The 23,303-nt window shown below is 60.6% G+C and carries 21 protein-coding genes; 12 read left to right on the forward strand and 9 right to left on the reverse strand.

Annotated elements, in window-relative coordinates; translation table 11 throughout:
• The first annotated feature begins 138 nt into the window (after positions 1-138).
• From HED64_RS03860 to HED64_RS03890, 7 genes are all read left to right on the forward strand, one after another.
• Positions 139-1,305, forward strand: coding sequence for a Gfo/Idh/MocA family protein (locus HED64_RS03860; protein WP_168150745.1), 1,167 nt, complete (start codon positions 139-141; stop codon positions 1,303-1,305).
• A complete protein-coding gene (locus HED64_RS03865; RefSeq protein WP_342590644.1) occupies positions 1,302-2,525 on the forward strand; it encodes a dihydrodipicolinate synthase family protein in 1,224 nt (407 codons plus the stop codon). The genes HED64_RS03860 and HED64_RS03865 overlap by 4 nt, the downstream gene beginning before the upstream one ends.
• Positions 2,525-3,409 (forward strand): sugar phosphate isomerase/epimerase family protein, encoded by an 885-nt coding sequence (locus tag HED64_RS03870; RefSeq protein WP_168150746.1) that lies wholly within the window; start codon positions 2,525-2,527, stop codon positions 3,407-3,409. Before HED64_RS03865 ends, HED64_RS03870 begins: the two co-directional genes overlap by 1 nt.
• Positions 3,410-3,508: 99 nt before the next feature.
• Complete coding sequence (locus HED64_RS03875) at positions 3,509-5,491, forward strand: DUF6807 family protein (RefSeq protein WP_168150747.1); 1,983 nt, start codon at positions 3,509-3,511, stop codon at positions 5,489-5,491.
• The gene (locus HED64_RS03880) at positions 5,488-6,573 is read left to right on the forward strand and encodes a M24 family metallopeptidase (protein WP_168150748.1); all 1,086 of its coding nucleotides are present in this window, start codon (positions 5,488-5,490) and stop codon (positions 6,571-6,573) included. Before HED64_RS03875 ends, HED64_RS03880 begins: the two co-directional genes overlap by 4 nt.
• A 145-nt stretch (positions 6,574-6,718) precedes the next feature.
• Positions 6,719-7,255, forward strand: coding sequence for a TetR/AcrR family transcriptional regulator (locus tag HED64_RS03885; protein ID WP_425351777.1), 537 nt, complete (start codon positions 6,719-6,721; stop codon positions 7,253-7,255).
• Positions 7,252-8,205 carry an EamA family transporter gene (locus HED64_RS03890; protein WP_168150750.1) on the forward strand — a complete coding sequence of 318 codons (954 nt, stop codon included), beginning with the start codon at positions 7,252-7,254 and terminating at the stop codon, positions 8,203-8,205. Before HED64_RS03885 ends, HED64_RS03890 begins: the two co-directional genes overlap by 4 nt.
• Positions 8,206-8,564: 359 nt before the next feature.
• On the opposite strand, the gene HED64_RS03895 is transcribed toward HED64_RS03890, so the two are convergent.
• The 8 genes from HED64_RS03895 to HED64_RS03930 form a co-directional block, all read right to left on the reverse strand.
• Complete coding sequence (locus HED64_RS03895) at positions 8,565-8,828, reverse strand: hypothetical protein (RefSeq protein ID WP_168150751.1); 264 nt, start codon at positions 8,826-8,828, stop codon at positions 8,565-8,567.
• 662 nt (positions 8,829-9,490) lie between these two features.
• On the reverse strand, positions 9,491-10,837 hold the full coding sequence (locus tag HED64_RS03900) for a hypothetical protein (protein ID WP_168150752.1): 1,347 nt from the start codon (positions 10,835-10,837) through the stop codon (positions 9,491-9,493).
• Positions 10,838-10,839: 2 nt separating this feature from the next.
• Positions 10,840-11,595 (reverse strand): ATP-binding cassette domain-containing protein, encoded by a 756-nt coding sequence (locus tag HED64_RS03905; protein WP_168150753.1) that lies wholly within the window; start codon positions 11,593-11,595, stop codon positions 10,840-10,842.
• Positions 11,595-12,020 carry a hypothetical protein gene (locus tag HED64_RS03910; RefSeq protein WP_168150754.1) on the reverse strand — a complete coding sequence of 142 codons (426 nt, stop codon included), beginning with the start codon at positions 12,018-12,020 and terminating at the stop codon, positions 11,595-11,597. Before HED64_RS03910 ends, HED64_RS03905 begins: the two co-directional genes overlap by 1 nt.
• 470 nt (positions 12,021-12,490) lie before the next feature.
• Positions 12,491-13,417, reverse strand: coding sequence for an NAD-dependent epimerase/dehydratase family protein (locus tag HED64_RS03915; protein WP_168150755.1), 927 nt, complete (start codon positions 13,415-13,417; stop codon positions 12,491-12,493).
• Positions 13,418-13,427: 10 nt separating this feature from the next.
• On the reverse strand, positions 13,428-14,738 hold the full coding sequence (locus tag HED64_RS03920; RefSeq protein WP_168151128.1) for a Gfo/Idh/MocA family protein: 1,311 nt from the start codon (positions 14,736-14,738) through the stop codon (positions 13,428-13,430).
• 123 nt (positions 14,739-14,861) lie between these two features.
• Positions 14,862-15,857 carry a carbohydrate ABC transporter permease gene (locus tag HED64_RS03925; protein WP_168150756.1) on the reverse strand — a complete coding sequence of 332 codons (996 nt, stop codon included), beginning with the start codon at positions 15,855-15,857 and terminating at the stop codon, positions 14,862-14,864.
• A complete protein-coding gene (locus tag HED64_RS03930; RefSeq protein ID WP_132360178.1) occupies positions 15,850-16,779 on the reverse strand; it encodes a carbohydrate ABC transporter permease in 930 nt (309 codons plus the stop codon). The genes HED64_RS03925 and HED64_RS03930 overlap by 8 nt, the downstream gene beginning before the upstream one ends.
• 401 nt (positions 16,780-17,180) lie before the next feature.
• Here HED64_RS03930 and HED64_RS03935 point away from each other — a divergent pair, with 401 nt between their 5' ends.
• The 4 genes from HED64_RS03935 (at position 17,181) to HED64_RS03950 (ending at position 20,929) form a co-directional block, all read left to right on the forward strand.
• Positions 17,181-18,362 carry a mandelate racemase/muconate lactonizing enzyme family protein gene (locus tag HED64_RS03935; protein WP_210149184.1) on the forward strand — a complete coding sequence of 394 codons (1,182 nt, stop codon included), beginning with the start codon at positions 17,181-17,183 and terminating at the stop codon, positions 18,360-18,362.
• Positions 18,363-18,456: 94 nt separating this feature from the next.
• Entirely contained in the window at positions 18,457-19,632 is a 1,176-nt protein-coding gene (locus HED64_RS03940) for a glycerate kinase (protein WP_168150757.1), read from the forward strand.
• 94 nt (positions 19,633-19,726) lie between these two features.
• The gene (locus HED64_RS03945) at positions 19,727-20,560 is read left to right on the forward strand and encodes a MerR family transcriptional regulator (RefSeq protein WP_168150758.1); all 834 of its coding nucleotides are present in this window, start codon (positions 19,727-19,729) and stop codon (positions 20,558-20,560) included.
• A gap of 33 nt (positions 20,561-20,593) precedes the next feature.
• A complete protein-coding gene (locus tag HED64_RS03950; protein ID WP_168150759.1) occupies positions 20,594-20,929 on the forward strand; it encodes a nuclear transport factor 2 family protein in 336 nt (111 codons plus the stop codon).
• A 2-nt stretch (positions 20,930-20,931) separates the two neighbouring features.
• Here HED64_RS03950 and HED64_RS03955 read toward each other — a convergent pair whose 3' ends face one another.
• Positions 20,932-21,870, reverse strand: a complete 939-nt coding sequence (locus tag HED64_RS03955; protein ID WP_168150760.1) for a LysR family transcriptional regulator — start codon at positions 21,868-21,870, stop codon at positions 20,932-20,934.
• 104 nt (positions 21,871-21,974) lie between these two features.
• Between HED64_RS03955 and HED64_RS03960 the strand changes: the two genes are divergently transcribed.
• A complete protein-coding gene (locus tag HED64_RS03960; RefSeq protein WP_168150761.1) occupies positions 21,975-23,303 on the forward strand; it encodes a glucarate dehydratase family protein in 1,329 nt (442 codons plus the stop codon).

The following is a 23,303-nucleotide window of genomic DNA, read 5'->3' on the forward strand; positions in this document are numbered from 1 at the left end:
CAATAATTTCGGCACGCTGCCGAAACCACACACGTCATTGTGACAGTTGACACGCTGATCTAAACGAATATATCTTGGAAAGCGCATTCCCACCCACTTCCCCAGATATACCGACCCGATTTCAGGAGTCAGAAGACCATGCCGGAAACACAAGTACTTCGTATCGCCATGAACGGTATCACCGGTCGCATGGGTTACCGTCAGCACCTCCTTCGCTCGATCCTTCCGATTCGTGACCAAGGTGGCATCACTCTGGCCGACGGACGCAAGATCACCGTGCAGCCCATCTTGGTCGGCCGCAATGAAGAAAAGATCCGAGAACTCGCCCGCATCCACAAGATCGAACACTGGACCACCGACCTTGATGAGGTCATTAACGACCCCACCGTCGACATCGTGTTTGATGCCTCGATGACCTCCCTGCGCTCACAAACGCTCACCAAGGCCATCAACGCCGGCAAGCACATCTTCACCGAGAAGCCCACCGCGGAAACTCTCGAGGAAGCCATCGAACTGGCTCGGATCGCCAAGGCTAAGGGCATCACCGCGGGCGTGGTGCATGACAAGCTCTACCTCCCGGGTCTGGTCAAGCTCCGGCGACTCGTTGATGAGGGGTTCTTCGGACGGATCCTCTCGCTGCGTGGGGAATTCGGTTACTGGGTCTTCGAGGGCGACATCCAGGCGGCCCAGCGCCCCAGCTGGAACTACCGATTGGCCGACGGTGGATCGATGACCACTGACATGTACTGCCACTGGAACTACGTGCTTGAGGGCATCATTGGCAAGGTCAAGTCGGTCACCTCCAAAACTGCCACCCATATCCCGGCGCGCTGGGACGAGCAGAACAATGAATACGCTGCCACCGCCGATGATGCCGCCTACGGCATCTTCGAATTGGAGACCCCCGCCGGGGACCCGGTGGTCGCACAGATCAACTCCTCGTGGGCGGTGCGCGTGTACCGCGACGAACTCGTCGAATTCCAGATTGATGGCACACACGGCTCGGCCGTTGCCGGCCTTAACAAGTGCGTGGCCCAGCAGCGCGCCAATACTCCAAAGCCGGTATGGAACCCCGATTTGCCCGTCACCGAGTCGTTCCGCGATCAGTGGCTTGAGGTCCCGGCCAACGACGAACTCGACAACGGCTTTAAGCGCCAGTGGGAAGAATTCTTAGAAGACGTGGCCTACGGCCGCGAGCACCGCTTTGGTTTGCTGTCCGCCGCGCGCGGCGTGCAGCTGGCGGAACTCGGCCTGCAATCCGCCGCCGAACGCCGCACCATCGACATCCCCGAGGTTGTGCTGTGAGCCTGGCAACCGGCACGACCCTGCTCCTGCCCTCATCCGATGGAAGACTGCGCGAGCACATCATGAAGGCCCCCGGCGCCTGGACTAAGCCGTCCGCGCCCATCACCTCGCGCAACGTGTATGCGGCCGCCCACGTGGTGCCGCAGATGAATGCGGAAAATACTCCCGGATCCCCGGCGGTCTTAGACTGGCAGGCCACCCTGAGCTACCGCCATGAACTGTGGTCCTGGGGTCTAGGCGTTGCCGATGCCATGGATACCGCGCAGCGCGGCATGGGCTTGGACTGGGCAGCCACTCAGGAACTGATTTCCCGCTCGGCGGCGGAAGCAGCCTCCGTGGTGCACAGCGCGCCGGCCGCGCTGCGCGGCAAAAGCGTGCGGGATCTGATCTCCTGTGGCGTGGGCACCGACCAGCTGGTGTTGGAAAACCTCCCCACCGGCGAGGCCGGACTTCATGCCGTTCAGGCCGCCTACCTTGAACAGCTCGAGGTGGTTGAGGCAGCCGGTGCCAAAACCATCATCATGTGCTCGCGTGCCCTGGCCGCAGTGGCGCGGAATGCCGAAGATTACCTGCGGATCTACACCGCTCTGCTCAAGCAATCCTCCCAACCGGTCATCCTGCACTGGCTGGGCACCATGTTTGATCCAGCTCTGGCCGGATACTGGGGATCCGCCGACGTATCGGTCGCCACCGCGACGTTCCTGGAACTGATCAACTCGAACCCCGAGAAGATCGACGGGGTGAAGGTATCGCTGCTGGATGCCGAACACGAGATCCAGTTGCGGGCAGCCCTGCCGGCGGGAGTACGTCTGTACACCGGGGATGATTTCAACTATCCCGAGTTGATCCGCGGCGACGGGCAGTCTCACTCCGATGCCTTGCTGGGCATCTTCGCCGCCATCTATCCCGCTGCGTCGACCGCCCTGCAGGCCTTCGACGCCGGGGACACGGAGCGTGGATACCAAATCTTGGCCTCCACCCAGGAACTCGGCAAACACATCTTTTCCGCTCCCACCTTCTACTACAAGACCGGCATCGCATTCCTGGCCTGGCTCAACGGACACCAGAGCGGTTTCCAGCTGGTGGGCGGTCTGCACTCCGGGCGCTCACTGACACACCTGGCCACCACCTTTGCCCTGGCCGATGAGGCGGGGTTACTGCGTGACCCCGAGGATGCCGCACGCCGGATGAGCGCACTACTCACCACCGGAGGCATCTAATGAGTTTTGAACTATCCCTGAACACCGGGACCACACCGAACCTTTCTCTTGATGAGGCGATTCGCTATACCGCCGAGGCAGGTTTGAGCCACATCGGTCTCTGGCGCCACCTGCTGGTGGACGGTGCGGAGGCAGCAGCCAAGGCAGTATCGGCGGCGGGCCTGAGCGTCTCCTCGCTGTGCCGCGGCGGATTCCTCACCTCCTCCGATGCCGAAGGTCAGGCGGCCGCGCTGGAAGAAAACCGGGCGGCCATCCGCGAAGCCGCGGCGCTGGGCACCGGCGAATTGATCATGGTGGTCGGTGGACTGCCGGCGGCAGCCCACGTACTGGGCGGCACTGGAGACCGCGCCGACAAGGATGTTGCGGCGGCCAGGGCCCGGGTCGCCGACCGGCTGGCCGAGCTGGTGCCCTACGCCGCAGAGCACGGGGTCCGTTTGGTCCTCGAGGCCCTGCATCCGATGTATGCCGCTGACCGTGCCGTGCTCTCCACGCTGGATCAGGCTCTGGATCTCGCTGCTCCGCACTCGGCCTCGGCCGTGGGAGTTGTCGTTGACACCTTCCATGTGTGGTGGGATCCGCGTCTTGCTCAGGCCATCACGCGCGCAGGTCTTGAGGGCAGGTTGGCTAGTTACCAGGTGTGTGACTTCAACCTGCCGATCGCCAGCGACGCGTTGAAGTCCCGTGGCATGATGGGCGATGGCTACGTTGATTTCAGCGCTATTTCCCTGGCTGTAGCGCAGGCCGGGTACACCGGTCCGGTTGAGGTGGAGATCTTTAACGAAGAAATCAACAACCAGGATCCGGCACTCACGCTGGCCACCATGAAGGAACGCTACGAGCAATTGGTCTTGCCGTCATTGCAGACTGCCAGCGCGCTGGTGTAACACCGCCTGACCCGGGGGCATCGATCGAACGCGGTTGCTGCCCCCGGCATCATTTTGAGCGTTGCGGATCATCTCCGCCCAACATCTGAAGGAGCGAGCATGAGTACCCCCGCTACACGCATTTGTCTCGTGGGCATTCGCGGTTTTGGCCTGCGCCACCTGGAAAACATCCGTGCGCTGGAAGCCAGCGGACTTGTGGTGCTGAGCTGCGCCGCAGATCAATGCGTTCAGGACGGTGATCAACCCCTGGGTCCGAACGTGCGGATGTACAACTCGCTGGCCGCCGTCGCAGCATCCGGAGAACCGGTGGATATCGTGGTGCTCGCAACTCCCATTAATACGCACTTCGAGTTGGGCATGATCGCCGTTTCCATGGGGGCGGATCTGCTGTTGGAAAAGCCGCCAACGGCAACACTGGCACAATTCGAGGAATTGCTGGCAGCCTCTCGGCAGGCCGGGACCCGCATCCAGGTCGGCTTCCAGTCCTTGGGCTCGCACGCCCTGAGTGCCGTCGGGGAGCTGTTGGATTCCGGTGGCATTGGTCAATTGCGTGCCGTGGGGGCCACGGGCATGTGGCAGCGCGACGCCGCCTACTACTCCCGCTCCCCATGGGCGGGCAAACGCGTCCTGAATGGGGTCCAGGTGGTTGACGGGGTGATCACCAATCCCCTAGCCCATGCCGTGATGACCGCCCTACATATTGCCGGAGCGCAAGAAACCACCGACATCCTCCAGCTGGAGACCGAGCTATTCCACGCCAATGACATCGCTGCAGATGACACCTCCACGGTCCGCATCCAAACGAAACACGGCATACCCGTCACCTGCGTGCTGGCCACCACCGCCGCCGAACAACAGGATCCCTTCATCACGATCTCCGGCACCGAGGGGCAGGCGATCTTCCACTACACCCGCGATGAATTAGCCATCACGCGCGCCGACGGGCAAACCACCGTGCACACGTATGGTCGCACTGATCTGCTCACCAACCTGATCGCCGCACGCGGTGATGAGAGCATCAAACTGCTCAGTGCGCTGGAGCGCACCGGTGCCTTCATGCGCGTGCTGGAGGCGGTCCGGACCGCCGAGGACCCAACCGCCATCAATCCGGAGCACCTGAACGTGGTCGGTCAGGGACCCACCCAATATGTGGTGGTCCCGGGGATCGAAGAACTGGCACAACGGGCCATCAAGTCCCCCGCAACATTCTCCTCACTCGGCGCGCCCTGGGCTGACCCCGCGCCCGCCGGAAAGCCGCTGCTGGTAGCAGGTAGGGAGGTCGCAGGGGTGCGACTGGGCACCGAGCTGTCCCCCACCAACTCACCGAGACCTTTCCTGCACCCGGTGTCCACGCTCACCGGCACCGTCCTCACCGATCAGCAGCCGCTTGACCACACCTGGCATCTGGGTGTTGGCGTGGCCATTCAGGACGTTGACGGGGTGAACTTCTGGGGCGGTCGCACCTACACTCGCGAGGCTGGCGGCTACATCTGGCGCAAGGATCACGGCCATATCGAGCTGCTCTCCTCCACCGGCGATGAGGGGCGCCGAGACGATACCCTCGCCTGGATCGGGCCGGATGGACAAACCATCCTGGACGAGGAACGCACCATCACCGCGACGCCCGGTGCCAACGGAAGCTGGGAACTTGGCTACGACTTCACCCTGACGCCGCACGGCTCCGCGCCGGTGGCCCTGGGTAGCCCGGGCTCCAATGGCCGGGTGGCCGGTGGCTACGGCGGATTCTTCTGGCGTCTGCCAGCGGTTGAGCACGCGGAGATCTTCACCATCGATGCACATGGTGAGGAAAACGTGCACGGGTCCATCTCCCCGTGGCTGGCCTTTGCGGCTGACTTCGGCGGCTCCGCGGCGACGCTGATTTTCCATGCCACGGATGATGATCCGTGGTTTGTGCGCTGCGCCGGATACCCGGGCGTTGGGCGCTCGCTGGCCTGGGACACCCCGGCGACCAGCACCCGAGAGAACCCAGTGTCCCGTGGAGTGCGGGTCATCGTTGCCGACGGCCGGCTGGGCGCCAACGAGGTACTTGAGCTCTTATCCGGGGCAGGCATTCGGGCATGAGCCACGTGGCGACGTTATTGAACCCCGAGCTCACCACCAAGCACCAGCGTCTGCTGCTGATCCTTGAAGCACGTGGTGCCGACGCCCTGGTGTTGGATTCCCCCGCGGCGCTGAGTTGGTTCTTGGCCGGTGCCCGAACCCACGTTTCACTCGCCGGTACTCCTGTGGCCCACATGCTGATTCACCGGGGCGGTGCCTGCCTTCTGGTCTTTAACAACGAAGCCGAACGTCTGGTGGCCGAAGAGCTGCCGGCGGGACTAGAAATCTACTCCGTACCCTGGCACGCGTCGCTGGGTGAGTACTGCGCACATCTGGCGAAGGAACGTGGTTTTGCTCAGGTATTGGCGGAGGCGGACGTGGCGCTGGAGCTGCGGGCTGCCCGCGCAGCATTACTTGACGTTGAGCAGGACCGCTATCGGCGACTGTGTGTTGACACCGCCCGCATCCTGACCGATGTGCTCCAGGGTGCCACGCCGCAACACAGTGAGCGAGAGATTGCTTCACGTCTTGCCGCCCGCGTGGTGGGTAGTGGCAGCGATCCGCTGGTGGTGCTGGTCGCCGGAGAACAGCGCCTGGGCAACAGGCATCCGTTGCCGACCGATTCCCCGGTGGGCAACAGGATGATGGCGGTGCTGTGTGCCAGGCGCGATGGCCTGATTGCGAATGTGACCCGTTGGGTCTCCTTCACTCCACACACCGCGAAGCAGCAGCGTGATGAGGAGGCGATCCTTGCGGTTGAAGCCGAAATCCTCGCCGCGACTCGTCCCGGTGTCAGCCTCGAATCGCTGTTGCCGGTGATCGAACAGGCCTATCCGCGCCACGGCTTTGCTCCGGATGAAATCATGCGTCATCACCAAGGTGGGCCCACCGGCTACGCGGGCCGCGATCCGCGCCTAGTGCCGGGAGTGCAAGATACCATCGTCGCGGGGCAGGCTTTCGCCTGGAACCCCTCGGCTCCCGGCGTGAAGGTGGAGGACACCATGTTGCTGGGTCATGACGGGTTTGAGGTACTCAGTGTTGATCTACGCTGGCCCAGTGTGACGGTTGCCGGTCTTCAGCGCCCAGCGGTGTTGAAGCTCTAACCGCCGATTCGAGGCAGGAATCAACGTTGAACGGTGGGCTTCTAGTCTCCCCGTCCTTTGGTAGGTAGACTGGTCTACCTACCAAATGACGGGGACGACGTTGAGTGAATATGTGGGCCGGGAGCGTCCGGCGCGTGAACGGCTAATGCAGGCCGCAGCGGAATTGTTCTATGCCCAGGGGATGGCTGCCACTGGCATCGATGCCATCACCGCCAGGGCAGGTGTTGCAAGAAAGAGCCTTTACAACAATTTTTCGTCCAAGGACGAATTGATACTTGCCTATATCGAGGAACGTCACCGGGAGTGGCTGGCTCTGTACGAGCTGCGTGCAGCCACGGCGCAGAGCCCACGGGACCGCGTGCTGGCGGTATTCGATGCCTATATTGACCATGCCAATGCCGCCTACATCAATGGGTTCCGTGGGTGCGGGCTGCTTAATGCCGCGGCCGAGTTGCCCGCCGGAGTTCCGGGCCGGGTGACGGTTCGCAAACACAAGGAGCAGGTCGAAGCGCTCCTGCTCGAGGGACTGACCGAGATCATGGACGCGGACCGAGCCGTGAATCTCGCGGAGCAACTGGCGTTCATCCTCGAGGGAGCGGTGGCCCGTGCCGGGCTGGAAGGTTCGGATAAGCGGTTAGTCCATGCCCGCGCCATCACCGCATCGCTTCTGGACGCGGCGTGAGGCGCGAACGCGCGCTCGCCATCGGTGCGATCAGCCTGACCTCCATACTGTGGGGCACCACTGGCACCGCCGCCACGTTCGCACCCACCGCCGGACCACTGGCGATCGGAGCCGCCGCACTGGGGATTGGTGGCATTCTGCAAGCGCTCATCGCACTGCCCGCGTTGCGTGCCGGGCGCATGCAATTACGTGCCAATCTGCCCCTGATCGTCCTGGGCGCGATGGCCGTGGCCATTTATCCGCTGGCGTTCTACAGCTCGATGCATCTGGCCGGAGTCGCGCTGGGATCCGTAATTTCTCTGGCCTCTGCGCCCTTGGCATCCGGTCTGCTGGAGCGGTTTGTGCAGCGTGTGGCGCTCAGCCGCTGGTGGATGCTCGCCGCCGGACTCGGTCTCACCGGCAGTCTCATACTGTGCCTTTCCAAAACTTCACACGATCCCGCCGGTGCCGGAGCAAGCCTGATTGGCATTGGCCTCGGACTGGTCGCCGGCGCCACCTATGCCACCTATTCCTGGTGCGCACAACAACTCATGGGCCGGGGAGTGAGTCGCGCCGCATCGATGGGTGCCGTATTCGGGACCGGCGGCATTTTGCTGCTGCCAGTCCTGTTCTTCACCGGCGCACCGCTGATCGCCAGTCCACAGGCGTTCAGCGTCGCGGCCTACATGGCCCTAGTCCCCATGTTCCTGGGCTATCTGCTGTTCGGGTATGGACTGGCCCGCCTGAGCGCCAGCACTGCCACCACCATCACGCTGAGTGAGCCGGCAATTGCGGCGGTCCTGGCGGTGGTCATTGTCGGCGAGCGCCTCAGCGGGATGGGTTGGACCGGCCTAGGCATTATTGCCGCTGCATTGGCGGTCCTCGCATTTGCGCCCACCAACACCGGCACACTTGTTCCAATAACGGACTCCCCCGGTCCAACGCGGAGGGTGTGGGTAGGCACCAGGTAGCGAGCGCCGGGGGCGCAAGGTGGCATGAAGGCTGGATTCACGCAGCGCACCAAAAATGCCCGTGCCCCCACATCTGGAACGTTCCGGATTACTTTGTTCGCCGGGCCGACGGCACCGGCTGGAGCCTGTCGTCCACTGCCGATTCCTATGCGCCATTTGCAGGATGAAACTACGGGTTCGTTTGTTTGCGGGGTCGCATCGAGAACTTGCCTCACCACGGCGAATTGATGAAAGCTCTCAGAGAATCCAGACGCGTCCATGGACATACAACTATGGCTTCCAACGCTAAACGTCACACCAAGAAACGCATCGACACTCGGTTCAGATCGTTCCATAAAGGAACCCTAACTGGGCACTCCTTACCTGTCAGATAGCCGAACTTTAGTTTTGTGGTTGCCGATGATGACGGTGCTGACGACCGCTTTGAAGACGTCGTCGGTGATGGTTTCGAGTTGGTTGAAATGCAGGACGCGGCCGATCAGAGGAAAGAGCCGCTCTAGGAGACGAAAAAGTCCGTGGGTGATGCGTTCAATCGGCCGCATTGCACGTGGAATCGGGCAATGCGAGCAATCAGTTGCTGCTGGGATTCGGAAGGTACTGTGCAAGGGGAAGTCACCTGTCATCAATCCTCCAAAACCCGATTATGGCGGATTAAGAGCTAAGTGCTAAGGCAAGGTGCCCAAACCCCTTGCCTTACCTATTAGTGTCCGGCGTCGAAGCAAATAGACAAGAGTCAAGAGTCCACCCAAGAGGACAGTTGCTATTCCCCACGGATCTCCCGGGTTTCTCCCTAGGATCCAGGCCCACCCTCGCACGTCGCCCATCGGATTTCGCGCAAAAGTAGCCGCAACTAGTAAGTAGATAACAGGGGCGAGCCCGGCAAACCGATACGCACCAAGTGCCTTAGCCGCGGACCAAAGGGCCAAAAAGCCGGTAACATTTCGCACCATAAGCCAAGCTGAATTGTTGTCATCGACAAACACTCCGGTCAAGGAAGATACAGCGAATACGACTAACACTATGCCCACAGCCGTTGCCACTGAATGACCTATGACGTTCCTGACCGATGCGGAGGTCCACGGCATTTCTGCGGATTGGATCATTCCGGAAGCAATGACTGCGACCAACAGGCTAGGGATAACGGCTGCAGGCATCGTCGATGGGCCCAAAAGTGAACTCAGAAATGGAATCGGAAGGTCGATCTTCCCAGACGCCGTTCCCATGACTCCAGCAAGGGCTGCAGTGGGGAACGTCAGCCACCCCCGGCGAACCATCATCGCCCACTTCACTTTTGCCCAGGCTTGATCGGCGCGGGAACCCGACACATACTCAGCTCGCTAAAAGCTGACGTTGCCCAGTCGATTTGGGCCCGTTCATCAGCCTCCTGCAAAATCTCCCATTGTCCGGCAAAGTCCATCTCACCAGGACCTGAGTTGCCCTCAAGTATGCTCGTGTCTGGAATCCCGTCACGTTCATCAGGATCGAGGACCTCCAGTGCCGCGGTATGAACTAACCAGACTTTCAACACTTCGCTCCATCCATAGAGGTCCGGGGAAGCATCCCCCCCGCACTCATGTTCGGAAACAGCTACCGCATAGGTGCTGGCTGCTGACTGGAGGGCACTCGAACGGGACTGTCCTGGTGTTGCGACGACATTGGCGACTCCCGCCGCGGACAACACAGGTTCTTGGTCACCACTTACTGAAATGACCTTAGCGATCGTGGGCATCCCCACGGCCGCTAGCTCTGTGAACGTATCGGCGTACACCTGCCGTGTATCGCCCCGGGCCAATTGGACAGGAAGGAAGCAGACCTCCGGCGATGTGTTTGAACATTCCGCGTCCGATAGTGGGAGAGGTATCGTAGGGACGACTCCGATGTCCCGGGCAACGAAAAGCCCCAGCGAGGTCGCCAGCCCAAGTGTTGTTATGCCCGCGATTACGCGCATTCTTTTGTTTGTTCCACGTGGCGTCAACTTCCGGTCGGTGATACCCGTTGCCATCAGGACAAACCCGAGGAAGGCCACAACAGAGAATGTCATCAAAGAGATGACAGCAGAAACGTCCATGGTTTCGTTCGCGGAACAACACCCTTCCAAAGCCACCCCGGCCAGGTACCGAACCGGAACAAAGTCGAAGCTCCACGCGAACCCCAGCCAGAGGTAAGAGATCGCCAACGCAAGCGGGACGGCAAAGAGCGATCGCAGCCACGTGCCCATGAAGAACCCGATGCCGGCGTGGACGAACAATGCAGCAAGCAATCCTGCCGTGATTAGAACAGGGAATCCGTCCGGTGTGGGGCCAGCTTTGCTCAGCAGTAGGACAATGCCTACTATTTGGACAATGGCCCCTGCAGTAAGACACGGCCAGAGCCGAGCTGCAACGATCGATATCTTGCTGCGTACTGAAACCTCGGTCATCCCTCGGCTTGCACGATCGCGACCAGCTTCCATTGCGGCAGTGACGCTCACTAGCGACGCAGAAAAAATGAGCAGCAATGCCGAAGCCGCGACCGCAGATTCCCTGTGGGCAATGATTCGCTGGCTGGGAATATATTGCTGTATATAGAGGGTCGCCAGAATCACTCCCGGAGCCAGCAGCCACCAAGCGGGCCGACGTGTGATGGGAAGCATCCTCAGATCTCACCTTCCACGAAAGCGGCATAGGCCAAGCGGACCCGATCTCGGGGGTCTACGGCGCTGACAGGTGCCGCTGCCATGAAATCGCTGACGGATCCGCTAAACCTGACGCTCCCGTCGACGAGCACGACGACATGATTGAATGAGCCATCAATGTCCTCTGTCTGGTGAGTCGAAACCACGGTAATGTGATCGTCGTTGAGCGAGGCCAAGATTTGACGGAATCTTTCGCGTTGTCCCGGGTCAAGGCCTGCGGTGGGTTCATCGAGGAGAACCACGCCGGCCCGGTGAACTAGGGCACCGGCCAAGCCGAGGCGTCTCTGCTGTCCGCCCGATAGTTCAGTGGCCTTCCTATGAGATATCTCCTCCAGCCCGACGGCGGAGACTGCATGGGGCGCTCTGTGTTTGAGCGCTGCGCGCGACATCCCTTTGAGCCAGCCTGCATAGCTGACATGCTCTATGACGCTGAGTCCGGCTACAGGGGAGAAATCTTGAGGTAGCCATGCCACACGTCGGCGGAATTTTCGCAACTGACGAGAGTTAACCTGATTCCCGCTTGAGTCGGTTACCTCAATGGTTCCTGCTGACGGGGAAAGTACGCTTGCCATCAGGGAAATCAGGGTGGATTTTCCTGCACCGTTCGGACCCAGTAGTGCTGTTTTTCCGGGAAGGAATTTAACGTTCAGATTTTGAAAAATTCGCACTTTAGACGAATAAGAAAAATTTACTGAGGAAATATCAATTTTTTTCATTAGAAGTACTGTTTGACTGACTTCGCCGTTAGTTTTACCCCGCTATCGTGGTTGGCGACTTTGGAGAGCGTAAAGTAGTAGCGATCGGACCGCTGCATCTCTCCCCAATTGAATGTGCCACAGTTGCTTGTTTTCGCGCCCATATTTTGGTCGGGAAAAAGCCCCTTTTCGTTGAATAGGTTCAGTGTCACACTGCCCACGGGCTTTGGGGTGCTCCATGTCTCCGTGCAGGTTGTTAGCACCGTTCTGGTGGCAGCCTTGTCGGTGTGACTATCCTGCCATGAGCGGGATTTGAAGCCAGTTAGTGCATTTGTGATTTTAGACTGCCAGTCACCTTCGGCCATCGCTGGGCTTGCGGCGGCTATGGATGCCCCACCCGCGAGAATTGCCACCAGGGCGCCGGTTCGAATCTTTTTGCCCAACATGACAGCCTCCATTGTTTGGCTAAATTTTATGTTCACCAAGTTTTTATCCAACTTGATTCCACTAGAGCATCGATTGTCGTCGGAACTGCCCGCTGACAAGAGACGATATGTAGATCGTATAGAATTTTTGGCCATGGCGAGGAGATTGTCAAATCGAAATATTTGTCAATATTCTCCGAATAACACAGATAATCGTCTTCTCAACCCTTCCATTGAACGTCATCTTCAGATGTAGAGAGTTACCGATGATCAGAAATCTAAACGATGAGGTCTAAGTCGAAACGGGACCGCCGCAGAAAGCGGAAAAATCGTACGTTAATGGCGAGCTGATCCCGTTGGCGACTGGGCTACAACTTGCCAATGGAAGCCCATTACCGGTACCAGACCCCAGCGCCGAACAGCAGAAAAGGCACGTTCTCTTCACCCTAGCGAACGGGTGAAGAGAACGTGCCTACTGTGCCTCCCTGGCCTTAGTGGCTTAGCACCGGCTTCGGCTGATTCACCAGCTCAGTGCGCCAACTGCGCTTGGGCTCCCAACCCAGGACGGTGCGGGCGCGCTCGATGCTGAAGGCGGGAGCGGCTCCGGTTAATCCGGCCGCCAATGTTTCGCTGCCCGGCACATAGTGCGGCAGCAATTCGCTGAGCGGTCGGGTAGCTAGGGCATCCGCTGCACCCACAAAGAAGGTGGACCCGTTCTGAATTGAATCCATCTTCACCAGCAGCAACAAAAGGAAGTCGGTGACATCGCGGGCATCCACGTAGTTAAACAGCGAGGGTGCAGCGAGCTGTGGATCTTCGAGTCGTTCGGTAACGGTGTGCCCCTGCTGGGTCGGCGCCCCTTGCCATTCTTCCGGTGCGATCACGTAACAAGGACGGAAGGAAGCGAAGCGTGCCGTCTCACCGTACTCGGCGGCAAACATGGCAGCGACCTGTTCGGCCACCAATTTGGACAGACCGTAGGCATTCCATGGACGCGGGATGGTGTCCTCGGTGATGGGGAAGGAATCGGGTAACCACCCGGCAGGTGCTCCATAACCGATGACGGTGGGGCTGGAGGCCAGCACGATCCGCCGGCATCCCGCAGCCAGCGCTGCGGCGGTGACATTGTGTGCGATCGTCGCGTTGGTCTTCAGAATCACTGGTTCCGGTGCGCTGAAGGGTACGGCGATGGCGGCCAGGGAGATCACTGCCTCCGGACGCACCGAGACAAAGGCCTCGAAGGTTTTCTCGGTGTCCATCAGGTCCACGGCGAGGTAGTTGGCCCCGGGCTCTGGGGCCTCGGGCAGGTGCTGGTCAATAGAGGTGACTCTATGGCCGGCGGCCAGCAGTCCTGCCACCACGCTGCGTCCAAGTCGTCCCGAGCCGCCGGTCACCAGAATGTGTTCGCTATATCCCATGTCCGCCAACCTATCGCCCCGCCGGAACCGGGTGCGCACTCTTCGCAATGCCCAGTTCCAGCCCGAGATCCGCCACGTCCACCGGAGATCCGGTGCTCAGCGAATCGTTGCCGGCAATGCCCACGGCAATCGCCGCAACCCCGTCGCTCAGACCCGCGGGACGGGCGTAGTCATCTTCGACGGCGCCGCGGAAGATGTCGGCGAGCAGGAGCTTATCCCCACCACCGTGGCTTCCCTCGCCGTTGCGGATCTCCAGTTCCACCGCGGCTTCCCAGTGCCGTTGCAACACCAGCCGCTCGCCGCGGCGGCGCACCAGAGAATCCTGCCCGTCCACCGAGACCGAGGGGTCCACCGGGGATCCGCCGGCGGCCGGGAGCACCGCTGCGCGTTCGATAACATCCAACTCGAGTCGCCCCTCGGTGCCGTTGATGGCCACCCGGTAGCCCTCCCAGGGGCTGTGAGCGTTCAGCGAATAGGTGAGCAGTGCACCACGGGCGTAGGTGACGGTCAGTGCCAGGTTGTCCTCGATGTTGATCTCGCCGCTGAACACGTCCTGGTCGCGCCGATAGCCATCCAGGTGTTCGTTATCTAGGTAGAGGCCCTTCAGCTTCGGGTCACTGCGCAAGTCCAGGGCAAACGGATCGGCTTGCGAACCTTCAAAGGTCCCGCGTTCGTGCTCGCGGTGCTGCCCGCGATCCGCCGCATTCTCCGGGCCATAGAAGGCCAGAGATCCGGCGGCGTAGACGCGCGCCGGGACATCATCGAGCCACCAGTTGACCAGGTCAAAGTGGTGGCTGGACTTGTGAATCAGCAGGCCACCGGAGTTCGCTTTCTGCCGGTGCCAGCGTCGGAAGTAGTCGGCCCCGTGGACGGTGTCCAGCATCCAGGTGAAGTCCACCGAGGTGACCTTCCCGATTTGCCCCTCAAGCAGCGCCTTTTTCAGCGCGGTGTTCCGCGGGGAATAGCGGTAGTTAAACGTCACGATCACCTTGCGCCCGGTCGCCTCGGCGGTGTTGGTGATGCGTTGGGCGTCTGCGGCATTGATGGTCAGCGGCTTTTCCACCACCACGTCGGCGCCGGCCTCAAGGGCGGTGCAGATCATCTGGGCGTGGGTGAAATCGGGGGTGGTAACAATGAGCCGGTTGATGTTCTTCGAGCGAATGAAATCGGCCAGATCCGCGGGGGCGAAGCCCTCGATTTTCTCGCCGTAGCTCTGCTCGATGAGGTCCTCGAAATATTCGAGGCGGCCGGGATTGGTGTCGCTCAGCCCCACGAGTTCCGCCACGTCGGCGTGCTCACCCAGAATGGCATGGATGTACATCTCGCACCGATTACCGGTGCCAACGATGGCGTAGCGGCTTCGTGCCTGGGGTGTGTCCTCGAATTGCACGTACGTGGGCCTTTCCTCGGTGGTTCAGTCGGTGGGTCTGCTGGAGGTGCGTGGTTATTTCATGCCGGTGGTGGCGATGCCCTTGACCAGGAATTTCTGGCCCAGGACGAAGGCAATGAACACCGGCAGCAGGGTCACGATCGACATCGCGAACAGTGAGCCCCAGTTAGATTCGCTCGTGGCATCAACAAAGGCGCGCAGCGCGACCGGAACGGTGAACATGTCCGGATCGGTCAGGTAGATCAGCGAGGAGAAGAAGTCGCTCCAAGTCCAGATGAAGGTGAAGATCGTGGTGGTGGCCAGGGCCGGAATCATCAGCGGCAGGATCACCTGGAGGAAGATGCGCGGGTGACCGGCGCCGTCGATGCGGGCCGCCTCATCGATGTCGCGCGGAATGCCGCGGATGAACTGCACCATCAGGAAGATGAAGAAGGCATCGGTGGCCAACAGCTTGGGCACGATTAGAGGCAAGAAGGTATTGACCCACCCGAGCTGCGAGAACATGATGTACTGCGGCACGATGATCACGTGGATCGGCAGCATGATGGTCATCAACATGATCGCGAAGAACAGGCCCTTGAACCTGAACTCAAGCCGGGCGAAGGCGTAGGCGGCCATGGAGCAGGAGACCAGGTTGCCGATGATGGAGCCCAGGACCACAATCGCGGAGTTGAGCATGAAGTGCCCGAACGGGTGCGAAAGTGAGTTCCAGCCCTCCGAATAGTTTTGCCATTCGAAGGTCTGCAGGAACAGTCCCGGTTCGCGGAAAATGACGTCGGTGGGGCGCAGCGAGCTGACCACCATCCAGAGCAACGGGTAGATCATCACCGAAGCCACCGCGATGATCATCAGGTGCTTGAGCAGCGACCTGAGCACCGAGTACTTGGCCTTGCGTTCCCTGCGGCGCAGGGCCCGCAGGCGGTTGCGTTGTTCGCGGGGAAGTCGTTCTTCATCCAGCGCTGCCTGCGCGGCGATCAATTCGAATTGTTCATCCGCGCTCGTGGCTGCCTTCTGGTCGTCCTTGAGAGGGGATTTGATTTGCTCAGTCATCGTAGAACACCCAATACTTTGAAGCTAGGAAGTTGACAGCCGTGAACGCACCGACAATGACCACCAGCAGCCAGGCAATGGCCGAGGCGTAGCCCATATCGAATCGTCCGAAGCCCTGTTGGTAGAGGTAGAGCGTGAAGAACATGGTCGAGTCCGAGGGCCCGCCCTTGCCACCGGAGACGATAAACGCCTGGGTGAAGGACTGGAAGGCACCGATGACCTGCAGGACCAGGTTGAAGAAGATGATCGGGCTGATCATCGGCAGCGTGATGGTCACAAATTGACGGAATCGTGAGGCACCGTCGATCGATGAGGCCTCGTAGTACATCACCGGAACCTGGCGCAGGGCGGCCAGGAAGATGATCATGGGAGATCCGAAGGTCCACACGTTAAGCAGGATCAGCGTTCCCAGTGCGGTGTTTGGGTCCGAGATCCAGCCCGGACCCTGAATGCCGATCATGGCCAAGAACTGGTTAACCAGTCCGCTGGTGCCGAAGATCTGCTTCCACAGCACCGCGATGGCCACGGAAGAACCGAGCAGCGAGGGCAGATAGAAGATCGAACGGTAAATGGCCAACCCGCGCATGCCGCGGTTCAGGAGCAGGGCGACGCCCAGAGCCAGTGCCAACTGCAAGGGAACACCCACCAGGACGTAGATGAAGGTGACCTTCAGCGAGTTGTGGAGTCGCGCGTCCCCCATCATCCGCTCAATGTTCTCAAAGCCACTCCAGACCGGAGCCTGCAAGAGGTTGTAGTCGGTGAAGGAGAGGTAAAGCGACATGAACATCGGACCGATGGTGATGGCCACCAGCCCGATCAGCCAAGGCAACAGGAACCAATAGGCTGCCTTATTATCCTTGTGTTTGATCTTGGTCCGCCCCGAACTCCTTTTGAGTTGGGAGAGTTCTCCGAGAGCACTCATGAACCTGCCTTTGCTGTGGTGCCGCGGGCAGGAACATTGCTCCTGTTGGGCGGACGATGGACGTTCAACATACTCGTTCTCCTGATTTGGGAAAGCGGTTTCCGGCGTTGCATCTACACTAAACGCAGCACGATGTGACGTCAAACACCCTAAAGTGATTTTTGCTCAAGAACGACTCCATTTCCGCAGTCTCCACAACATCCCGGACCCGTCTAGCCCCTACTGGCCTAGGTAATGCGGGTGCGCGGATCGAGACCATGCCCATATGGCATCGACCCATCCACTTTTGGTTCTAGACAGCGCATGGACGCGACCCTATATTCGGGTGGTGTGGGAAGCCGCCCCATGTCCGCCCGGCAATCTGCCACATAAAAAACCACACTTTCTGATGGAGCCTCCCCATGCCAGCGACAGATCCGCAGCCCGAGCACATCATTAGATCGGTGGAGCTGCTGCGAGTATCCATGCCCTTTAACGCTGCCCGCAGCACCGAACCGACGCACGAGAGCATTGATGAATTCAACGCCTCCTCACGTACCTTCACCTCCATGGAATCCCTGATGGTTAAGGTGACAACCGACGGAGGACTCATCGGCTGGGGCGAGGCGTTCGGACACAAGGTCAACGAGGTTACCTGGAGCGCCCTTGGATCACTTGTTGCCCCGTTCTACCTGAACAAAGCCGTGGATCCCGAGGCCCTGAACGATCAGGCGCAACGCGCCTTTCATGCCTTTGGCCGCACCGGGCCGGTCCTCTACGCCATTTCCGCCCTCGACATTGCCCTGTGGGATATCAAGGCACAAATCGCCGGCAAGCCACTGCGCCAATTGCTGAAGCCCTCGGCCCGGAACAACATTGGCGCCTATGCCAGCCTGGTGCACTACGGCGAGGACCCCTCCGAGGTGGCCGCACAGATTTCCCGCGGCCAAGATCTTGGCTTCACCGCCTTCAAATTACATGAGTCCAGCTATGAGGCGATTGCCGCGGCCAGAAAGCAGGCGGGAGCCGAGGCACCGCTGATGGTGGACGTGAATTGCCGGTGGAACGAGGCCGACGCGGCCGCCGCCATCGATTCGTTTCTCCCCCTGAACCTGTCGTGGTTGGAGGAACCGCTCTGGCCGCCGGACGATGTGGCCGCGCACCGTCGACTGAGTGCCCGCGGAATTCCATTGGCCGGCGGCGAAAATGCCTCGGGAGTCCAGGGCCTGGATGCGGCGCTGGAGGGTGGAGCACTGTCTGTGGCCCAGCCGAGTCTTGGCAAGATCGGCGGCATCAGTTCCATGTTGCATTACCTGGAACCGCGCACCGATGCGGCTGCCGTGGTTCCGCACTGCTTCTACTACGGACCGGCGCAGGTGGCCACGGCCCAGTTCATTGCCGCCATGTCCACGGAAGTTTCCTTGGAATTCCCGTTGCTGATCTGGGACGAACATCTGCATCCACTGCATGCCGCCCGGGCAATGATTGATCTCCCGGACTCCATCGGTCTTGGATTCACCCCGGATCTGGACGTGCTGGAAAAGTACTTGATTGACCGAGTGGTTGTGGGCGACCCGGCGACCGTTGACCTCGCCGGACTCTAGGTCTGGCGCCACACCGCTAGGATAACCGTCGGCGCACGACCGCATGGCGGAATCGCTTCCCTTAGCTCATCTCACCACCAACAAAGGCCTTCCGATGTCTCTCGATCAGCCGCACGATCTGCCTCCGCTGTCCATCGCGATTGTTCCCGATTCGTTCAAGGGAAGCGCCGGAGCCGGCGCCGTTGCCCGATCCATGGCCCGCGGGGCCAGTGCTGCCGCGGCGGCTGCGGGACGGGAGGTCTTGATCAGCACCCTGCCCTTCGCCGACGGTGGCGAAGGAACACTGGATGCCGTTCTGGATGCATGGGACATGACCGCTCATAGCGTGCCCACCACCGATGCACTCGGCCGACCCATCACCGCACGTTTTGGGTTCTCGCCCGACGGTGCCACCGCCATCATTGAGGCGGCCGAGGCCAACGGTCTGCCGGCCGTCAGCGATGTGCCGCTACAACCCCTGGAGGCCACCACCTTCGGCATTGGTGCACTCATCACCGCCGCCTTGAATGCCGGCGCCACGGAAATCGTCTTGTGCATCGGCGGATCGGCCACCACCGATGGTGGCACGGGATTGTTGCGCGCGTTGGGGGCACGTTTCCTAGACGTTGACGGTCATGAGCTTCCCGCAGGCGGCGGATCCCTAGAGAAGCTTGACTCCATTAACATTGCCGGCGTGGATCCACGAGCACGCGCGGTGTCGTGGAAGATTGCCTGTGATGTCACCAATCCGTTGGTCGGCGAGCGCGGGGCCGCCGCCGTGTTCGGGCCCCAAAAGGGGGCGAGTGAGACGGACGTTGACGTGCTGGATGTGGGGCTTCGGCGCCTAGCCACCGTCATTAGCGATCTCACCGGACGCCAACTTGATGAAGTTCCGGGCATGGGGGCGGCCGGCGGTTTACCTGCATCGTTGGCCGGGTTCTGTGAGGTCGAGTTGGTTCCGGGGTGGGAGCTGGTGGCCCAGATTCTCAACGCCCGTGACATCCTGGGCAATGCCGACCTGGTGCTCACCGGTGAGGGCAGGCTGGATTCGCAGTCCCTGAACGGCAAGGTGGTTAACGGGGTGCGATTGGCCAGTCGCCCGGAGAGCGACGTGATCGTGATTGCCGGCAGCGTTCAGCTCAGCCCCGAGGAACTGTCCGGCGCTGGAATCTTGGCCGCCTATTCCATTGCCCAGGGTCCGGCCACTCTGGCTGAACTGAGTGAGGAGACGGAAGAACTTATCGCGCGAACCAGCTACAGCGTGGTCCGTACGTATCTCGCGAACCGCTGAACGATCCCACCAGCGCCCCCACCGTGGGCATGGCCACGATCGGCGCGCCCCTGCCGCTGGACCTTTCCCCCACGGGAAAGTCCATGATGGTTCCATGAAAGCTTCGATGTCCATCGGCGATTTTTCGCGGGCCACCAAATTGAGTGCAAAGACTCTGCGTTTTTATCATCAGGTCGAGTTGCTCGTACCAGTGCGGGTGGATCCGGTGAATGGCTACCGCTTTTATGACACGGAACAAATTTCCGCTGCACAGGTGATCCGTAATTTCCGCTTAATGGATATGCCCGTGGAGGTGATTCGAGGCGTCCTCTCGGCTCCGAGTCCCCACGACCGCGATCTTCTGATCGCGGGGCATCTGGCTCGGATGGAAGCCCAACTCGAAGCGACCCGCTCCGCGGTGGTCTCCCTGCGTGGCATGCTTTATCCCTCACTCGCTCCCGTTGAAGTTATCCGGCGGAGTCTTGAACCTCAGTTTGTGGTCATCATTCGCGAAACCATTAATCTCGCGGATCTCGGAGCCTGGTACACCGGTGCCATGGACGAGTTGGATGCGCTGGTGGCAACCGCGAAGGTCTCCCCCGCCGGACCACGCGGAGGTATCTGGGACACCGAGCTTTTCCTCAACGAGCACGGCGGTGCAGCACTCTTCATACCGACTCATGCCCCTGTGCCGAGACTTCCCGGGCGAGCTCACTCCGAGCTCTTGCCCGCGGTTGAGCTTGCCGTGGCCACACATCGGGGAACCGATGACACGATCATGCAGGTTTATGGGGAACTCGGACGCTACGTCACGCGTCAGGGCATCAGCCTTGCGGGGCCCATCCGCGAAACGTATCTCGAGGGTCGACCTGGTGGCTCGCAGGAGAGCGTCACCGAAATTGGCTGGCCAATCAGCACTACCTCTTCACCGCCGGCGGAGCGTATTTGACCCTCCCCTTAGGGGAAGGGCGAGGGTTGGATCATGATCAATGAAAACTTTTTCCCGGCAGTAGCAAGCTACTTCGATCTCATGGAAGGCAGCGATAAGACCGAAGTCCTCTCGGTGTTCGATCCCAACGCCGTGGTGATTGACGATGGCCACGGCTACACCGGACACCGTGAGATCCTCGACTGGCTCACCGGCCCCGCTAGCGAATTCACCATCACTAAAACGTTGATCTCAAGTAGCCGGAGTGCGCAGGGCGCCATCGCCAACATACGCGTGGATGGCAACTTTCCCGGCAGCCCGGTGGATCTACGCCATGAATTCACTCAGGGCAGCACCGGACTGATCGGCTCGCTGACGATCTCCGTCTGAGATCAGGCAGTTTCATGTGGGGCAGGCGGTTCCTCGTCTTCGGGGCTGAGCGAATTGATGAAGATCGTGCGCAGCAACTCCGCCGCGGGGTTGGCGGAAGATTCCTCCCACGCCAAGTACATGTCCGAATGGTTCAGGTTTGATAGTCCGTTGGCCCCGGCGATTTCCTCGAAAACCACGCCGCGCGGGGTAAATTCCATGGCCGTCGCCGGTACCAGCGTGACACCCAAGCCGGCTGCCACCAGGGCCAAGAGCGCAGGGATCTGACTCGCGATTTGGGCGATGTTTGGGCGGGCACCAACCGAGTCGAAAAGCCGAAGCACCAGATCATAGAAGTAGCGAGCCTCCCCCGTCGAGTACATCATCAACGGAAGACCGACCAGTTCCTTGATGAACACGCCCTTGCCCGTGGCCAGGTCGTGGCCCTCCGGAAGTGCCACGACCAAGCGGTCCTTCTTGATCAGCTGCGTCACCACACCGGGGCGCGTAACGATCGGGCGCAGGATGCCAATGTCGATGGCCCCCTTGCTCAGCGCATCTAGCTGTTCCACCGAAACTGCCTCGCGCAATACCAGGGTGACGTGTGGCAGGTGTTTGGAGGCCTGGCTTAGGAGATCCGGCAGCACTGCCTGCCCCGCCACAGCGGTGTAGCCGATGACCACGGTTCCGGCATCTCCGGTGGCGACCCGTGAGACTTCCAGGCTGGTCTTGGAGCTCAGGTCCAGGATGCGCCGGGCATTGGGCAGTAACACCCGGCCTGCGGCGGTGAGCTCCACCCGCCGGGAGTTGCGGATGAAGAGCTGGGCTTGGAGCTCGCGCTCAAGGAGTTGAATCTGCCGACTCAGCGGCGGCTGGGTCATGTTCAGCCGGTCCGCTGCCGCGCCGAAGTGCAATTCCTCGGCCACCGCGACGAATGACTCGAGCTGGATCAACGAAAACATCGATTCACTCCTTGAATGATTGGTTGTCATTTTTAGCTTGGACAGGCATCAATGCAAGCTCCTAGGGTGAGTCTAACCACCGCCCACCGATACGGAGCACCAACATGTCGACTTCTGGACCAGACGTCACGATCTCCACCCTCACACCCCGCGCAACAGCAACGCACCGCGCCATCATCACTGAGGTCACCGTGACCCCGGTGGCCTTTGCCGATCCCCCGTTACTGAATTCCGTCGGCGTGCACGAGCCCTTCGCGCTGCGAGCCATCGTGGTCGTACGCACCGCGGACGGCGTTTACGGTCTGGGCGAAACCTATGGGGATGAAGCCCATGTAACACGCTTGAACCGAGCCGCTGCTCTGCTCATCGGCGCGGATGCGTTCAATATCAATCAGATTTCCGCACTGGTCGCCGAATCTCTGCTCGAGGATCAGGGGCTCGGTGGCCACGGCACTGGCGGAATGGTCACCACCACCTCCCTTCAGGATCGAGTTCTCTCGGCTTTCGACGTGGCAGCCCTCGACATTCAGGGCAAGATTCTAGGCGTTCCCGTCAGCACGCTCTTGGGTGGTGCGGTGCGCGATGAGGTCGCCTTCAGTGGCTACCTCTTTTACAAGTGGGCGGGGCATCCGGGCCAGAGCCCGGATGCCTGGGGCGGGGCCGTGGACCCGGCAGGAATCGTGGCCCAGGCCCGCAAGATGGTCAACGACTACGGATTCACCGCGCTCAAGCTCAAGGGCGGTGTCTTCGAACCGGAGATCGAAGCCGCCACGATCGAGGCTCTACGCGAAGCCTTCCCCGAAATGCCGCTGCGCATTGATCCCAATGGCGTCTGGACAGTGCAGACGGCCATCAAGGTCGGGAAGCGGCTGGAACCGGTGTTGGAATATCTCGAAGACCCCTGCCTATCCATTGCTGACAATGCAGCGGTACGCGCCGCAGTCAATCTGCCGATTGCTACCAATATGTGTGTGGTCTCCTTCAACGACGTGCCGCCGGCCATCGCCGCGGGCGCCGTGGACATCGTCCTTTCGGATCACCACTTCTGGGGTGGTCTACGGCGCTCGCAAGGACTAGCGAGCATCGCCGAGACCTTCAAACTTGGTTTGTCCATGCATTCGAATTCGCACCTTGGCATCAGCTTCGCCGCGATGATTCAGCTTGCGGCCGCCACCAAGAACATCGACTATGCCTGCGACACCCATTGGCCCTGGAAGCTGGCCAGCGATGATGTCATCGTCCCGGGAGTTCTGGAAATCAAGGATGGCTCGGTCAAGGTCCCCACCAAACCGGGGCTTGGTGTGGAACTCGACGAGGAAGCGCTGGAGCGGATGCATCAGCAATATCTGAAGTGCGGGCTGACCAAACGCGATGACACCACCTACATGCAAAGCATCCAGCCGGATTTCCAGCTCACCACCCCGCGCTGGTGA

It is taken from the genome of Paeniglutamicibacter terrestris, from assembly GCF_012271785.1.
GTDB lineage: Bacteria > Actinomycetota > Actinomycetes > Actinomycetales > Micrococcaceae > Paeniglutamicibacter > Paeniglutamicibacter terrestris.

Coding starts and splice junctions, on each gene's coding strand:
- HED64_RS03940 (WP_168150757.1), top strand. CDS start 18,457: ATGTCTCTCGATCAGCCGCACGATCTGCCTCCGCTGTCCATCGCGATT.
- HED64_RS03905 (WP_168150753.1), bottom strand. CDS start 11,595: ATGAAAAAAATTGATATTTCCTCAGTAAATTTTTCTTATTCGTCTAAA.
- HED64_RS03945 (WP_168150758.1), top strand. CDS start 19,727: ATGAAAGCTTCGATGTCCATCGGCGATTTTTCGCGGGCCACCAAATTG.
- HED64_RS03885 (WP_425351777.1), top strand. CDS start 6,719: ATGCAGGCCGCAGCGGAATTGTTCTATGCCCAGGGGATGGCTGCCACT.
- HED64_RS03860 (WP_168150745.1), top strand. CDS start 139: ATGCCGGAAACACAAGTACTTCGTATCGCCATGAACGGTATCACCGGT.
- HED64_RS03880 (WP_168150748.1), top strand. CDS start 5,488: ATGAGCCACGTGGCGACGTTATTGAACCCCGAGCTCACCACCAAGCAC.
- HED64_RS03935 (WP_210149184.1), top strand. CDS start 17,181: ATGCCAGCGACAGATCCGCAGCCCGAGCACATCATTAGATCGGTGGAG.
- HED64_RS03915 (WP_168150755.1), bottom strand. CDS start 13,417: ATGGGATATAGCGAACACATTCTGGTGACCGGCGGCTCGGGACGACTT.
- HED64_RS03900 (WP_168150752.1), bottom strand. CDS start 10,837: ATGCTTCCCATCACACGTCGGCCCGCTTGGTGGCTGCTGGCTCCGGGA.
- HED64_RS03930 (WP_132360178.1), bottom strand. CDS start 16,779: ATGAGTGCTCTCGGAGAACTCTCCCAACTCAAAAGGAGTTCGGGGCGG.
- HED64_RS03895 (WP_168150751.1), bottom strand. CDS start 8,828: ATGACAGGTGACTTCCCCTTGCACAGTACCTTCCGAATCCCAGCAGCA.
- HED64_RS03920 (WP_168151128.1), bottom strand. CDS start 14,738: ATGTACATCCATGCCATTCTGGGTGAGCACGCCGACGTGGCGGAACTC.
- HED64_RS03955 (WP_168150760.1), bottom strand. CDS start 21,870: ATGTTTTCGTTGATCCAGCTCGAGTCATTCGTCGCGGTGGCCGAGGAA.
- HED64_RS03960 (WP_168150761.1), top strand. CDS start 21,975: ATGTCGACTTCTGGACCAGACGTCACGATCTCCACCCTCACACCCCGC.
- HED64_RS03910 (WP_168150754.1), bottom strand. CDS start 12,020: ATGTTGGGCAAAAAGATTCGAACCGGCGCCCTGGTGGCAATTCTCGCG.
- HED64_RS03950 (WP_168150759.1), top strand. CDS start 20,594: ATGATCAATGAAAACTTTTTCCCGGCAGTAGCAAGCTACTTCGATCTC.
- HED64_RS03875 (WP_168150747.1), top strand. CDS start 3,509: ATGAGTACCCCCGCTACACGCATTTGTCTCGTGGGCATTCGCGGTTTT.
- HED64_RS03870 (WP_168150746.1), top strand. CDS start 2,525: ATGAGTTTTGAACTATCCCTGAACACCGGGACCACACCGAACCTTTCT.
- HED64_RS03925 (WP_168150756.1), bottom strand. CDS start 15,857: ATGACTGAGCAAATCAAATCCCCTCTCAAGGACGACCAGAAGGCAGCC.